Origin of the sequence: Paenibacillus provencensis (genome assembly GCF_042678545.1) — a bacterium.
GTDB lineage: Bacteria > Bacillota > Bacilli > Paenibacillales > Paenibacillaceae > Paenibacillus > Paenibacillus provencensis.
On record NZ_JBHTKX010000006.1, the window covers coordinates 110,929 to 125,717 of the forward strand.

15 protein-coding genes and 1 pseudogene are annotated in these 14,789 nt (G+C 42.1%); 7 read left to right on the forward strand and 9 right to left on the reverse strand.

What is annotated here, in order from left to right; genetic code table 11:
- Positions 1-119: 119 nt before the first annotated feature.
- The gene (locus tag ACFQ3J_RS23470; RefSeq protein WP_251584591.1) at positions 120-1,091 is read left to right on the forward strand and encodes a CobW family GTP-binding protein; all 972 of its coding nucleotides are present in this window, start codon (positions 120-122) and stop codon (positions 1,089-1,091) included.
- A 76-nt stretch (positions 1,092-1,167) separates the two neighbouring features.
- Positions 1,168-2,103: a GTP cyclohydrolase FolE2 gene (folE2, locus tag ACFQ3J_RS23475; RefSeq protein WP_251584593.1), complete on the forward strand. Its 936-nt coding sequence runs from the start codon at positions 1,168-1,170 to the stop codon at positions 2,101-2,103.
- A gap of 257 nt (positions 2,104-2,360) precedes the next feature.
- On the opposite strand, the gene ACFQ3J_RS23480 is transcribed toward folE2, so the two are convergent.
- Together ACFQ3J_RS23480 and ACFQ3J_RS23485 are read right to left on the reverse strand one after the other, a co-directional pair.
- Positions 2,361-2,984 (reverse strand): hypothetical protein, encoded by a 624-nt coding sequence (locus tag ACFQ3J_RS23480; protein ID WP_251584595.1) that lies wholly within the window; start codon positions 2,982-2,984, stop codon positions 2,361-2,363.
- On the reverse strand, positions 2,981-3,382 hold the full coding sequence (locus ACFQ3J_RS23485) for a VOC family protein (RefSeq protein ID WP_251584597.1): 402 nt from the start codon (positions 3,380-3,382) through the stop codon (positions 2,981-2,983). Before ACFQ3J_RS23485 ends, ACFQ3J_RS23480 begins: the two co-directional genes overlap by 4 nt.
- Positions 3,383-3,573: 191 nt before the next feature.
- Here ACFQ3J_RS23485 and ACFQ3J_RS23490 point away from each other — a divergent pair, with 191 nt between their 5' ends.
- Entirely contained in the window at positions 3,574-4,269 is a 696-nt protein-coding gene (locus ACFQ3J_RS23490) for a MerR family DNA-binding transcriptional regulator (protein WP_251584599.1), read from the forward strand.
- 497 nt (positions 4,270-4,766) lie between these two features.
- Here the strand turns inward: ACFQ3J_RS23490 and ACFQ3J_RS23495 are convergent, their stop codons facing one another.
- The gene (locus tag ACFQ3J_RS23495) at positions 4,767-5,690 is read right to left on the reverse strand and encodes an AraC family transcriptional regulator (RefSeq protein ID WP_251584601.1); all 924 of its coding nucleotides are present in this window, start codon (positions 5,688-5,690) and stop codon (positions 4,767-4,769) included.
- A gap of 161 nt (positions 5,691-5,851) precedes the next feature.
- On the opposite strand from ACFQ3J_RS23495, the gene ACFQ3J_RS23500 reads away from it, so the two are divergent.
- Together ACFQ3J_RS23500 and ACFQ3J_RS23505 are read left to right on the forward strand one after the other, a co-directional pair.
- Entirely contained in the window at positions 5,852-6,133 is a 282-nt protein-coding gene (locus ACFQ3J_RS23500) for an Atu4866 domain-containing protein (protein ID WP_251584603.1), read from the forward strand.
- A gap of 6 nt (positions 6,134-6,139) precedes the next feature.
- The gene (locus ACFQ3J_RS23505; RefSeq protein ID WP_251584605.1) at positions 6,140-7,306 is read left to right on the forward strand and encodes an MFS transporter; all 1,167 of its coding nucleotides are present in this window, start codon (positions 6,140-6,142) and stop codon (positions 7,304-7,306) included.
- Positions 7,307-7,706: 400 nt separating this feature from the next.
- Here ACFQ3J_RS23505 and ACFQ3J_RS23510 read toward each other — a convergent pair.
- The 5 genes and pseudogenes from ACFQ3J_RS23510 to ACFQ3J_RS23530 form a co-directional block, all read right to left on the reverse strand.
- Positions 7,707-7,910, reverse strand: a pseudogene (locus ACFQ3J_RS23510) (VOC family protein); the annotation flags it as partial.
- A gap of 51 nt (positions 7,911-7,961) precedes the next feature.
- Complete coding sequence (locus ACFQ3J_RS23515) at positions 7,962-8,591, reverse strand: type 1 glutamine amidotransferase family protein (RefSeq protein WP_251584607.1); 630 nt, start codon at positions 8,589-8,591, stop codon at positions 7,962-7,964.
- A gap of 113 nt (positions 8,592-8,704) precedes the next feature.
- The gene (locus tag ACFQ3J_RS23520; RefSeq protein WP_251584609.1) at positions 8,705-9,667 is read right to left on the reverse strand and encodes a helix-turn-helix transcriptional regulator; all 963 of its coding nucleotides are present in this window, start codon (positions 9,665-9,667) and stop codon (positions 8,705-8,707) included.
- Positions 9,668-9,880: 213 nt separating this feature from the next.
- Positions 9,881-10,063, reverse strand: coding sequence for a hypothetical protein (locus ACFQ3J_RS23525; RefSeq protein WP_251584611.1), 183 nt, complete (start codon positions 10,061-10,063; stop codon positions 9,881-9,883).
- Between the two features lie 157 nt (positions 10,064-10,220).
- Complete coding sequence (locus ACFQ3J_RS23530) at positions 10,221-10,658, reverse strand: aldo/keto reductase (RefSeq protein ID WP_379294135.1); 438 nt, start codon at positions 10,656-10,658, stop codon at positions 10,221-10,223.
- Between the two features lie 438 nt (positions 10,659-11,096).
- Between ACFQ3J_RS23530 and ACFQ3J_RS23535 the strand changes: the two genes are divergently transcribed.
- Both ACFQ3J_RS23535 and ACFQ3J_RS23540 read left to right on the forward strand, forming a co-directional pair.
- A complete protein-coding gene (locus tag ACFQ3J_RS23535; RefSeq protein ID WP_251584613.1) occupies positions 11,097-11,573 on the forward strand; it encodes a hypothetical protein in 477 nt (158 codons plus the stop codon).
- Between the two features lie 776 nt (positions 11,574-12,349).
- Positions 12,350-12,598: a hypothetical protein gene (locus tag ACFQ3J_RS23540; protein ID WP_251584615.1), complete on the forward strand. Its 249-nt coding sequence runs from the start codon at positions 12,350-12,352 to the stop codon at positions 12,596-12,598.
- Positions 12,599-13,043: 445 nt separating this feature from the next.
- Here the strand turns inward: ACFQ3J_RS23540 and ACFQ3J_RS23545 are convergent, their stop codons facing one another.
- The gene (locus tag ACFQ3J_RS23545) at positions 13,044-14,696 is read right to left on the reverse strand and encodes a carbohydrate-binding protein (RefSeq protein ID WP_379294147.1); all 1,653 of its coding nucleotides are present in this window, start codon (positions 14,694-14,696) and stop codon (positions 13,044-13,046) included.
- Between the last annotated feature and the right edge of the window lie 93 nt (positions 14,697-14,789).

The window sequence follows — 14,789 nt, forward strand, 5'->3', positions numbered from 1 at the left end:
ATATTCATCTTCATTTGCATTAATTGTAATAATTACGATTTAAAGAAGCATATATCTACTAATAGATTTCTATCAACGCTTAAAAGTATGTAATCCATAAATTAGAGAGGATGATTCTTGTGCGAATTCCGACCTTCATCTTAAGTGGCTTTCTGGGCAGTGGCAAAACAACACTGCTTCTACAAATGTTAGAGGAAACAAAAAAACGGGGGTTACAACCTGGCGTAATAATGAACGAACTGGGTCGGCAAGATGTAGATGGTCAACTGATCAGCGAGCAAAGCGAGGTGCAAATTGAAAGACTGTTAGATGGATGTGTCTGCTGTGACAAAAAGGCGGAATTGGACGGGGCCTTGCGCCTGCTGCTGCAAAGACAGCCTGATTTCATTTTTATTGAACTTACGGGTGTTGCGAACCCTGAAGAAATTGCTGATATACTGGCAGAGTCGTTTCGCAACGAAGTTGAAAACAAACGAATTATCACCGTATTGGATGCCGAGCATACGCTCGACTATAATAGCATTTTTGCTGCTGACCGCCAGCTTGTTCGAACACTTCGCCGACAAATTGAAGTAGCCGACCTTATCCTTGTGAACAAGAAGGACTTGGCTTCTTCACAAGCATTAGCCAAGATTGAAAAAGTCGTTCGTAAGCAAAATGAACATGCGGAAATTCTTTATACTGTGCATAGTGAAATCAATGTCGCTTCACTGCTCGAAGGGATCACACCTCATAAAAATCTTACGAATCCTGCGGAGGAATTCACTAATACACCTATCCCTGAACCCTCTTATTCTCACATTAAAACGATTACTCTTCCTATTCCTGAATCCATATCCTTCAATAAACCTGAATTGGAACAATTCCTTCGTCATTGGTGTCCACAATTGGTTCGAATGAAGGGCTATATTCGTATTGATGAAAAAGTCGAATTGTTTCAATTTGCAGGGGGCAGGATGAATTGGACAACTTCCGTATATCCAGGTACCCCCTATTTAGTTGTAATAGGCATGCAATTGGACAAGAATCAAATGCTTGCGGAATGGACCGCTTTTTGTGAATCCATGAATGTTACGATGAAGTCTTCTTAAGGTCCAGCACCATTCGTGTGTACTCATCATGTTTACGATCATAAACGCTCAACCGTTACAAGATGAGGAGTAATTAATGAAACCATCTAACAATAGACCCATTCTCCCTGCGAAGCCGGAACGACATCGGCGCTTCGGCTCCACGGATCCTATTCCAGGAAACAAACCAACAACAAAAGAACAAATGGCTGATCTTCAAAATAGTCGAGAAAACTACTTGTTCCCCATAGATCATGTCGGGATCTCTGCGGTCAAGCACCCCATACAGGTTCATTCTGATCTAGAGACCCGGCTCCAAACCAGTATTGTTACGATCTCGCTTGCAACCAGCCTGCACCGAGAATCGAAGGGTATCAATATGAGCCGGCTCACTGAGCAATTGGAGCGATATCGTCAGAAGAGCTGGTCGGCTGAATTACCCGAATTGATTGAATTTGCCCAAGAGCTTGCCAATGATATGGGTCAAGACCGATCCGAACTAACGATGACCTTCCCTTGGTTCTACGAGCGCTCCGCCCCGGTTACGGGAAGAACAGGACTAAGTCATGCAGAGGCTTCCATTCAGATAAGCTATGAAAAAGAAAAGCAGCCAACCATCACGCTGGGCTTGCGTGTGGCAGTAACCACTTTATGTCCATGTTCCAAAGAAATCAGCGAGTACAGTGCTCATAACCAGCGCGGCACCATCTCAATAACAGCCGAGGTTAATCCGGATCCGGATGCATACTTTGTACAGGATTGGAAAACTGCGTTTCTGGAAGCAGCAGAATCCAATGCAAGCTGTGCACTACATCCGATTCTAAAACGTCCAGACGAGAAAGCCGTGACCGAGAACGCTTATGAGAACCCTCGCTTTGTAGAGGATATGGTACGCCTTGTAGCTGCTGATTTATATGAAATGAACGCTGTATGGGCTTTTACAGTAGAGTGTCGGAACGAGGAATCCATTCATTTACACGATGCCGTAGCAAAGATTACTTATGATAAAAGAAAGGAAGAGGCGGCAACCTAACCCCCCTCTTCCTTCCCCCAATAATTTATGCATGAGCTACTACAAGTGCATTAAACTTGCCACTGCAATATATACTAGTGTGCACATACTCAATCATTTATGTCCCCTGAACCCATGATATTCACTGGTTCGTTTCCAATTGGAGTTCACTGAGACGATCAACAAAGTCCTTAAATTTTTCTTTTTCACTTATAGTCAGCTCAATGTTGTCTGCTTCTTGTATTGTATCTTTAGATTTCTTGAATTGACCCAATGAATTAAAAATCTCTGCCTGCAGCACTATATGCTTTGAATAAAACCTCATTTGATATCTCTCCTTCGAGCTTATGGAATGCGACTTCCAACGTATTTCTTGCTGCCAAAAAATCTTCTTTTGAATAAGCAAAACGGTAAGCCTGCTCATATGCCCGTTCAAACTTCGATTTAAGGGTCTTGTCTCTTTCGCCTTCTCCTTCCTTTAACGGAATGGAATCCCCAATGCTCTCTCCAATTATGATGTAATTCCCACTAGCATCCGTAATATTTACTCTCCAGTCTTCCGCTGTTTTATTTAGCCTTGAGACTCTAGGCATACCTTTTGATGGAATTTTTCCGTAATAGTCTTTTAGCTTTACCTTGAATTGTTCATACACTTCTCGAATGTTTGGTACAACGACATAACATCCTCCGGTATTCCCCTCTACTTTAAAATTTTTCACACCATAAAAGCTGAATTCTCCAATACCTTCCTTTCTTACAGAAGCAAAACGGTAAGGAGCCTTCTGATAATACACAATATTGAATCCTAGAGCTGTATAAAATTCTAAATGGTTATCAAATAAATCATAGTCACAGTCAAAAATCGGAATGATTCTATTGCGGTTTAATTCTACTTTTTTCACTTAACCCACCATAGATTCCCGAACGGATCAACAAAACCACCCATATTCCCTGTTTCTTCTGAAGGTTCCATTAGAGGTGTTGCTCCTTCTGCAATTGCCTTTTTATAAGTATCAGCAACATTTTCAACAAATATATACATCTGGATCGGTACAAGTCCTTCTGTATTTAACTCCCCACACACTCCTGGTCCGCAGCTTCCGTCAGCAGATGTATCAGCAAAGTAGATGGTGCTGTTTCCTATTCTCATTTCTGCATGAATTACACCCTCCGTGTCTCCCAGTCTTACAATAGTTCCTACTTCGGCATTGAATACATTTTGAGTAAAATGAATGAACTTGGATGCATTTAGTACCATGAAATACGGTATAATGGTTTGCTCTACTTTTAGATTAGTCATCTGATTCTTCTCCTTTGTTTTAAAAACTAGTAAGGTAGGTCAACTAAAACCCACCTAACATTTTAATCGTACAACATGCATGCAAATGCTAAGGTTTAATAAATACATATACTGTCATTATTGAATTATAATAAAGAAACCCGTCATCTGCTTTAACTATAAATTGTAGGGTGGGTATAAGGAGAAATGTGATGAAAGGCATTGAAATCGCTAAGAAATTAAATATAAGCACAAGTGCATTAAGACATTATGAATCATGGGGACTTATTCCAGAAGTAGAGAGAGCAGAAAATGGATATCGGATCTATACAAGTACGCATGAGGCATATTTTCAATGCATACGTGCCTTGAATGCTGGATTCGGAATGGACTTGGTTAAAAAGGTGATGCCTCTGATCATAAATAGCAAAATACATGATGCCTTATGGCTAATTAACAAAGCGCAGGTTGACCTCCATGCTGAAAAGGAAACAGTGCAAAGAACAGCTAAAATACTTGATTCAACGGAATTAACGGAATTAACCAATATTCATAAATACAATCATAAAAGTAATTTCACCATTGGAGAGGTAGCTAAAGAAGCAAACGTATCTGCTTCATCCATTCGTCATTGGGAAAAGGAAGGTTTAATAAATCCTGAACGGGACAAAGATAGCGGATTTCGTATATATTCCACAGCTGATATTAGAAGAGTACATATCATTCGAACCATTCAGCGCGTCGTTTACTCCTTGGATATTGTTCGTGAGGTATTAGCGGATATTGATAATAGTAACGTGCTTCAGGCTAAGGAGATGATCCTCCAATCTCTCCAATATATTGATAATGCACTTGTTGAGCAGGTTCGAGGTATTGCCACGCTTCAAAACCTGTTGGACACTCTGTGAAAGTAACAACTACAACTTTCAAACAAAGGCTGCCTAAGAAAAAAGCCGAGCGAAATCAGGAGTGGATACCTGAAATTCGCTCGGCTGTCGTTTTGCATTACAGTTGTGTTCTAGATTTTTAGAACACTTCAAAATTAGACTATTATCTTTAGTAATCTTAATCTTGCCATATAAGGTTCCCTCCATCGCCATTTCTGGTTTTCGGTCTCTGGTTGCATTTTTGAGCAAATTATTGTGAGGGTATCCACACAAGCTTCAGATCGTTTCTTCGACTGATTTGATAAAGGCTTGAGGTATTGGGAGAGATGTATTCCATGAGAAACTGGTGAATTTTTGCTCAATGGAACGGGATGAGTTGTAGAAACGGGTGGCACTTGCATGAGCAGTGGCAATAAAATCAAGAAGCAGCCGGCTGACCAGCTGCTTCCTTCTGTTTCAAATCCGCGATCAGAGCATTAAGTTTGCGGATTCCAACGTCCCCCTGTCAGAATAGCCTGCTACACCATCGCGCGCAGTCGTTTCATATCGGCGATCGGCGGCAGGCCGAACAACCTTGCATACTCACGGCTGAAATGGGAGGGACTATCATAGCCTACCTGAAAAGCGGCTTCCGCCGCATCAGCAGTTTCGGATAACAGCAGGCGCCGCGCTTCCTGCAATCTGATTCTTTTTTGATACTGCAAAGGGCTCATCGCTGTGACTTCTTTAAAATGTCTATGCAACGATGAAGGGCTCATATTAGCCAGCTCGGCCAGCTCCTCGATTCGCAGTGGCTGGGCATAATTCTCCTTGATTTGCTCGATGACCTCCTTGATCCGGTAAGCGCTGCTTCCCTCCACAGCAATCTGCTTCAACACATCCCCCTGCTGCCCTTGCAAAATCCTGTACAAGATTTCACGAATGTACATCGGCGCCAAAGCTTTAATGTCCTCAGGTGTCTCCAATAACCTTACAAGCCTTATAGCAGCATCAAGAAGGGAAGTGCTTGTTTGGCTGATAAACAGCCCGCGCCTGGAATCCCCTGGTTGAACCGCGCGAAGCTCGGACTCCTCCAGAATCTCTACAATTTGAGCAGGCTTAAAATCAAGCCTGAAGCACAAGTACGGCACATCGGATGAAGCTTCAATAATCTGACCCGATACCGGCAAATCAACCGAAACCACAAGATAATCCGAAGGTCCGTATTGATATCTCTCCTCTGTCAGCATCACTTCTTTTTTACCCTGAGAAACGATGCATAAAGCAGGTTCATGAACTCTATAGATTGGCTCGGTGATCTTCGAGCTTCGAATACAGTATAAGGATGGTATGTCCGTCGCGTGAGCCCCTTCCCCGGGCGAGAACCGGTCAATAAGCTTCGCGAGTTCTTTCTGTTTTTGTATAAGGTTTGTTGTTTTCGGCACGTTTTCCCCACCTTCCATCTCAGAACACTTACTATAGTTATTATAGCCTTTTCCTTCTGTATCGATTAGTTGCTTGAAAGGAATGAGCAATCTTTTGCGATGAATCTTCTATCTGTCCATTTTTCAAGTGCCTCATAATATCCATAGCGGCTCTAAATGATTAAAGGAGAAGATTGCTTATGAAGATAAACACTGATTTAACAATAGTCTCCGGGAACAACAACCCGTATGTAGGGATGTGGGTTACGGCGGACGGATATATTCGTCATGAACTATTGCCGAACGGCCGGTATGACGAGGCGCGCGGCAACCGAAAAAGCGCCTACACAGGCAGTTACACAATCACGGGCAACCATATCGATTATGTCGATGATACAGGCTTTACCGCTGACGGGGAATTCCGGGACGGAATTCTCTATCATGCCGGTATGATTCTGTATCGGGAAAGCAAGGAGGATTGAGGACATATGGATAGAAGAGTCTGGATTTTAACGATTGCCGCCTTTGTCGTCGGTACGGTCGAGCTGGTCATTGCAGGCATTATCGAAATGATTGCCCGGGACCTGCAGGTTTCCGTTGCGGCCGCGGGACAGCTCGTTACCGTATATTCTCTTGTGTTCGCCTTCGGATCACCGGTAATTATTGCCTTGACGGCCAATATGGAGCGGCGCAGGCTGCTCATTATCGCGATGTGGGTGTTTTTTGCGGGGAATATCCTGTCCATTATTAGTCCAAATTTTACCCTGCTCCTGATTTCCAGAGTAGTGCTTGCCGCAAGCTGCTCTGTCATCATCATTTTGTCCATTACATTAGCGGCCAGCATCGTGCCTCCGGCATTAAAAGGCCGCGCAATAGGCATTATATTCATGGGTTTGAGCGCTGCCCTGATGCTTGGCGTGCCGCTCGGCACATGGATTGGCGATCGCTGTGGCTGGAGAATGACGTTTGTCTTAATCGCCGTACTTACATTGATTGTGGCTTTATGCGTTCAGCGCTTACTGCCTAAAACACCGCCGCAACCGTCAGTTTCTCTCCGGACACAGCTTGGCACGTTGAAGAGCTCCAAGATTCTCTCGGCCCATTTGGTTTCCATACTGCAGATGACAGGTCAATTTACGATCTATGCATATATTACGCCTTATCTGCAAACAACAATGGGCTTATCCGCACCTATAATCAGTCTGGTGCTCCTGGTTTACGGCCTCGCCGGAATTGCCGGAGGCTGGATCGGCGGCTGGTCCTCCGACAAGCTGGGGCCGCGGAAGACGATCATCCTCACGCTTGTGCTGCATGCCGCAGCGATTCTCCTCCTGCCTTACGCCGTATCCAACATGTTCAGCTTATTACTGGTGGTCGCCGTCTGGTGTACCTTCAATATGGCGCCCAGCCCGGCCATTCAGAGCTATCTTATCGAGACAGCTCCCGAATCAGCGGATATTCAGCTCGGCTTCAATACTTCGTCGCTTCACATTGGAGTCGCGCTCGGCTCCATGATAGGTGGCTTCGTAGTGAGCCAATACAGCATTTCCATCAATCCTGTAGCAGGCGGGTTGATTATACTCTTATCTATCCTCTCCGCCCTCTACTCGATGACAAGAAAGGAAAAACGCGATGCTGTAGAGCAAGCCGTTTAATATAAAGTGGTTCAGTAACACTTCGAGGGAATGATGACACGATTCTACAAAATCAAGGAATGACAGAAGGGACGATCCGTTCACGTCGAACGATGTCCTATCCTGATTTACGTTCGTCCCACCCCCAGAAGCAAATAAAAACGGGGCCACCCGAAGGCAGCCCCGCACTGGAGTCATGTTGTTTAATCTGGATGTCAATTCTGTAGACTATAGAAGAGCACCTAGTAGCATTTTCTCAGTCTACAACTTTATTTTCCCGGTTTATCAAGACCTAGATTTAGGAAAGTCAGATATAATAAAGGGTTCCACATATTATACATGACTAATATGTGGAACCCTTTATGCTTAACTAGCGTACTCCTTTAGAATTCCTGTGGAACGAATATTTTAAGTCACATTGTTAATCATATCGCATCTTGTCCATTTCCATATATAACACATTCCATCGATGGCCGTCCAAATCGGCGAATCCGGCACCGTACATCCACCCGTCCTTGTATCCGGGCTCTCCATATACAGTACCACCCGCGTTAACAGCCTTGCGTACCATTTCATCTACTTCTTCCGGGCTTGCCGCATCAATGGAAAACAACACCTCACTCCCATATCTATTATGCTTTCAGTCATTTTTGCTCCTCCTTAAATGCTGATACCTTCATTGTATTGAATTCATCAACTCATAGTAATATTTAGAATCACTAGTCTTATTAAGGCTATACCAGGCGTCTAATGTTTTTGGAGAAAACACATCCAAAGCTTTCAAGATGTGTGCAGAAAATTCCAACGGAGCTATTCCAGATGCTGTGATCAGTTTTCCATCAGTTACAGCAGACTCCATTTTGTAATACTTTTCTCCTGTATAAGTGGGACAGATCATTTTAAGATATTCCAGATCATTGCTTGTATGCCCACGTGAATTCAGCAATCCTGTCTGGGCAAGTCCCATTGTAGCACCACAAATCGCTGCAACCCATATACCTTCCCTTAAACACCTCTCAGCGATTTTTAAGAGGGGGTGGTGAATGGTGGTTTCTGTCCATGTATCTCCACCGGGTAAAATCAATAGATCTGATCTTTCAATGCTGCACTCATCCAATTTGATGTCAGGCAGTATTTTCAATCCGCCCATTGTAGTTACTGGAGTCTTATCAATTCCCACGGTAACTATTTTTGATGGGGCCAGCCCCTTTTTATAATATCTTCCCGAGTTCAGTTCGGCAGTTAAGTAGCCTATTTCCCAGTCTGCCATTGTGTCAAACACATAAAGATATACCGTATTATTCATTTGCAAGTTCTCCTTATTTTACAATTCATCAAGTGATACCAACCATCCATCGGTAATCAATGATTATCATCATTATAAAATGACTTCACTGACATCCGCTGTCAGTGAAGCTATTAAAGTTGATAATATTCCATTAACTCCGACACAACACCAACAAGTTTTTCCTTCAAACTCTGTGGTTCGATTACTTGAATGGATTTCCCGTAGGATAAGAGAAAATAAGGAACATAGGTATGCATTGATTTTTCCTCAAGTAAAAAGATTGCTTGATTTGATGTACGCTCTTTCAGATGATGCCCCAAAAACCAATGCAGGCATAAGTCATCCAACGCCTCTGACCTACCTTCGATAATTAAAGTAATTAACCCGTCCTTGCCGACTAAATCAGGTAATAGATTTCGCACAAAAAATTCCCGAGCCGAAAAAGCTTCGGAACGCTTAAATATGTTTTGAGTACGCTTGATTTGTAAAATCCGTCCTACCCGAAAGCTGCGGATCTCATTTCTCAGGTGGCAAAATGCAACAATATACCATTTATTGTTCCAGTAAACCATTCCATAGGGATCTATCACCCTAGTCTTGGGTTGATCATCACGACGTGTGCGATAATCAATTTCTACAGAGAATTCGTTTGCTACAGCTTGCTCCAATTCCGCCAATACTGGCTGAATAGAAGGGTCTCCCATACGGTTTATAACTTCAAATCCGGCTAAATGACGGCTGAGAACACTTTCCTGTTCCTGATTCGAATACATTTTCAATTTGGATGTCGCATTACCTAATGCCTCACTCAAAGGGTATCCGGCTTCTTTTGCAAAAACAGCAGCATGAAGAAGTGCTTTTTTTTCTTCAATATCAAATAGCAGAGGTGCTCTGATAAAATTATTCAGCAAGCTATACCCGCCATTATGACCAGTGTCGGATATTATAGGCACTCCACTGGCACCTAGCGCATCAATATACCGATAGACTGTCCTTATATTTATTTCTAACTTTTCGGATATTTGTTTTGCGGTCATTTTAACGCCCGAATTTAGCATCCATAGGATTGCCAGCATATTATCGTTTTTTGGCATCACATATACCTCATCTTTTATTAGGATCGCACTAAATTATTAGCTTTGCGAATCGCCTGCATCCCTTTATTCATCAATCTTTTAGCCTTTTAATCCTCATGTAGCATTCAATGTGTGTCGACTCCCGTAACTTAAACAACATTATGCAATTTTTAACATTGCTGCTTATACTCTCAACTCAACTTTCTGCTTTACCACAACTTGTGATACAGTTCACGTCGCCATGACGGCTGACGGATACTGTACCGTCTCATACACTGTCGCAAGCTTGACGATTCCCGCAGCGACGTCTCCGGATTGTTCGTAATAAGCTTTCCAAATGGCATAATATTGAGCGGGCGGTACGACCGGTCCGTTAATTATGGTTATCGGAAGATTCAATTGGCGCAACGTCAATGGGTTCTATCCGATTTCTCTCAGGCTCGTCCAGAAGCCTGGAGCGATTTTGATTCGATCTGTAAAACGCGCGTTCATGGCTGCCGAACTCCTGAGACAATATCCAATTGCAAATGGTCCACGGAGCCCGTGGACCATTGCTTCTTCTGATTATAGTCTAGCCGTCGAGCAGCGTCATCTGTTCTTTCATATAACGCGTGCCGTGAACGACATTCTTGGGGCTGACCTGATCGATTCGTTCGAGGTCCTCCTTCATGAGAAGGATATCAGCCGCGGCCGCATTTTCCTCCAGGTACTTGATACGCTTCGTACCCGGGATAGGCAGCGCCCCGTTGGCAATCGTCCAGGCAATGGCCAATTGGGATGGTGTACAGTTCTTCTCCATCGCGATCTCCTTAATCTTGTCGACAACCTCAATGTTTTTCCGGAAGTTGTCTCCTTGGAACCGCGGCATCCATCTGCGAAGATCGTCGGCGGCCAGATCCTCGAAAGTGCGAAGCTCGCCGGAGATAAAGCCCCTGCTCAGTGGACTGTAGGCCACATGGGTAATCCCCAGCTCTCTTACGGTAGGGAGTATCTTATTTTCTTTGAACAAATATGTTCAGTGACATTATAGTTAGTTCTTGAAAAATACAGTAACATCAAGATTTTTGGTCTTTGAGCTTATTTTATAAGTTACATTATAGTTGGTTCCTAAGAAAAACCCTTATAATACTCCATGACATTAAAGTTTGTATCCTATAATTACATTAAAGTTAGTTCCTAAAACTGATTTGTTGCTTCCATTTCCGTATACTCGACTGTCACATATTCTAAACCAAACAAAATATATAAAAATTATGACAGACAAATTTATAAGGGAGAAGAAATTCGTGCTACAGCATCAACCTTGCGTGAACTAGCACTAGCTATTCCACCAGTTAGACTGACTGCTGCACAAGCTAACAGTTGGATGAAGCCAAGAAGTATGCTGAGAAAAACGGCGTAAGGATTAGAATTTATGTTGTAAAATAAACCCAAAAGGATTGATTATATGTTAAAGTTAGAGGATTGTTATAAGAAAGTAATAATTTATTTTAATGAGGAGCATATGTTTATATGCCCACATCAGCCGGTACTTAATGAAGCCGGAGAGTTTCTAAATTTTTTAGATGATGGATCAGTTCTAGAATTAAAGCGTAATATTACTATTGAAGAGTTACAGAAGGCAATATTTGAAAATCTGGAGAAATCCAATTTGTATATTCTCAGTCAGCCCCCTAAACGTTTAGGGATTGAAAGACATCTAAAAGTAAGGAGCTACAAAGCAGCTACAAAAGACAAGAGCTTAATATCACTAGGTTATTCTCCTGATGAGTCTATTGAGTATAGAGTAATTGCTTACAGGAAGGAAAATAGTCTCGTCTATCTCAAGGAAAAAGAACTTTTTATTAAACAAGAAGATGCAATTAAGGATAATCAACTTGCGAAAACAGTGGTTGAATTTATGGAACTATTACGTAATAAATAAACTTAAAAATAATTTAATACCCCACCATTATACTTAATGGTGGGGTATTAAATTAAGGGAATCTAACCCCTGACTTCTACACCTTCTGCTGCACTATAAACAAGATAGACTGAGCGTATTCAACAGTATACGACACCATGTTCACCCGCACGAACAACGAGTCGAGTATGGTGTTCCAATGAAATATTGTTCCCCCTAGAATATCCTTCTTGAGGCGAGTTCGCTTAACTCGTTTCTGCAGTATAATCATCAATGATACTAAAATAAAATTTCATCATGTGCGACATTTCCCCTTAAATCAAGAAAAACCCCGTCACGACAAGAGTTTGCCGATTCGGGGTGAGGACTTTAATTGTGCCAATTTCATTATTATACTTGTTACCCAAAACTTAAGAAATAAATATTTTAACAATATATCACAAATTTTAATACGAAATATCCGCCGGGATCCTAAGATGCAAACGCCTAAGATACCTACTCTATTGTAAAAATACTAACCTTAGTGTAAAGGCACCAACTATAATGTCTAGGACCTAACTTTAATGTCATCAGACAATAAATGTTCTCTTGTATTAAAGTCGTGTTCTATTTGCATTGAACTTTCTGAATTTATAATAAAATCCGTCTCTCTATTCTGCCTTTACATGGTTGCTCGTATCCCATACTAATATTCTCTAGTAAAATATTAATATTAAGTAAATATAAAATCATATGATCTAATATTGTAAATTATTAGATTTGTGATATGCTGATGGCTGGAAATGGAGGTGAAGTTAATGAAAAGGTTTCGTATATGGTTACCTATCATTGCCTTTTTAGCAGTAATGGTAAATATATTAGGGTTAGATGAATTAAATCTCTTACTTATGGGGGTTAGTCCTATAGCGTGGATTAAAGAGTTTGTTCCGGGTATGTACCGGGCTGACATCCCAATATTCTTAGCTTATATTGCTGCTTTATTGTTCTGGTTTGGTGTTGGATATCTAATAGACAGACTGATTCAAAGTTCAAAGAACAACACATAATTAGCCCAAAGAATAGACTAGCCTGTTTACTTAAGGCTAGTCTATTCATGTGAATGGTTGAATTCCCTATCCCGCTTTAATATGAAAACAAAACTTTAGAAAACAAGAAAGAGGATAAAGGGAAAAGGGTAGATATACACGAGGCAATTATCGATTCTGAGGGTTATATGAATAACTTACATACTAAAAGAAAATGCACTTAACAGTGCTTTCTATTATCATCTTCGCACTTTACTCGATCATTCACTGAAAGCTAATATCATTCGCCTTTTTACGGAACTGCATTACGGATATTCTTAATTCCACAACTAACCTGCCCGTTAGCTTAAAAAATAAGACAATCAGATCGATCGTCTAGTAACCCCCATCTCAGGATACTGTTTGCTTATCAAATGTAGAATCGGGGCATGGCAATATATTGTCTGACATAGGCAGAACGGCGCGATTATTCAACAGCTGTAACCGTAATGTTATCCACATTCGGTCCTTCTGTGCCGGTTGTCACCACTTTTATTGTATTGGTTCCCGCATTCATAGGAACCTGAATGTTTTTTTCACTCCAAGTCGACCAGCTTCCGGTTGCCGGAAAAGGTTCGTTACTGATGACTTTGGTTCCGTTGACGATTATGTCGAGGTTACGTGTTCCACTTTCCAACGCATAACGAAACTTTACGTTTTTGCTACCAGTTATAGCGTTATTGATTGCATTCCATTGGACGGCCGAATTTGTCAAAGCGTTGAAGTTAACGTATCCGGATCCTGTGTACCCTGAATAGATTGTTTCAATTATAGCATCGGTAAGTGTGGTAGCGGTTTCTGCCTCGTACGTGGTTCCACTTCCTGGATTAACCCCACCGCTATTAGTAATATTCGCTACGAAAGTAGTTACGCTTTGGGCTGGAAGCTGTGCCGTAAAGGCTCCAGCTGACACTGTGGTCGGTGTTCCGCTTTCCAGGTTTCGACTGCTATCTGTAACCCATGAGGAGACGGTGGAGACGTTACCATTCTGCAGAACGAATTTTTGGCTTGTAGCTGATGTGCCACGATTAATCGCCACAATGACCACTTTGTTATCGCCTTTGTAGGCCGAAACAAAAGTATTCGTATCTGGATTTTTGGTTGCATCTACTCTGCGATAGCCTGGCCGCACAAATTTGGAGAAATGAGCCATATTATATCCACGTTTACTAATGGTGCCGTCCTCATTCATCGGGCCATACTGTCTCCGAATGTACCACCATACATAAGCCTGGAAATCTCCTTCAACCATGGCGTTGTGCATATGGTAGGATACTTCCAAAGCCTCTGGCCAGCGGTCAGCCGAATTGTTGTCACTGTTCGGGTAATAAACTTCGGTCATCCACAGTTCCTTGCCGGCTCCTTTTTGCTTAAAGAGTGGGTATGCAAAATCTTTGAACTGGGTTCCATACGTATGTGTTCCCAGAATATCCATGTTGGCGAGTGCCTGAGGATCATTTAGAATTGGGTCAGATATGTTTTTCAAATACTGGAACGATTCAGGTGCCATGACCTTGGTATTTTGAATGGACCCAGCATTCTCTTTCATGAAGCGAAGGATTTCCTGTGGTGTCCACCAGGTCCAGTCATGGGCATAATCCGGCTCATTTTGTACCGAGATGGCATACAGGTCTACGCCATTGTTTTTCATATAAGTTACGAAGTCGTTTAGATGCTGCGCGTACGCGGCATATTTGTCATATTTCAGTCGTTTGGCGTTCAGATCTCCGTTGCGATTAAAGGTTTCGACCATGTCACTTGGAGGATTCCACGGTGAAGCGAATACGAGGGCACCTTGCTCAATCGCTCTTTTTGCTGTAGGAACTTCTCTGTACCAGTTATTTCTATTTTCGTCGACATAGATTCTCAGAATGGAAAAACCAAGCTGATTCTGTCCATTGCCCAATGCGGTTTCACGCTGAGTTGGCGTCAAGTCGCCGATCCAGGCTGGATGGTTAATTCCCCCGAAACCCTTGATAAGCTGTTTTTCGGAGGACAAATTAATGTTGACATCACTAGCTGCAGATACGTGTGTCGGGGTTAACACCAGAGGCAGAGCCGTTAAAAAGGCTAATAAAATATAGACTGATTTTTTTAATTTCACTCTCAATATCTTCACCCTCCTCAAAAATTATCAATAAATGAAAACGCATTCAATAATAACGACTTGTTC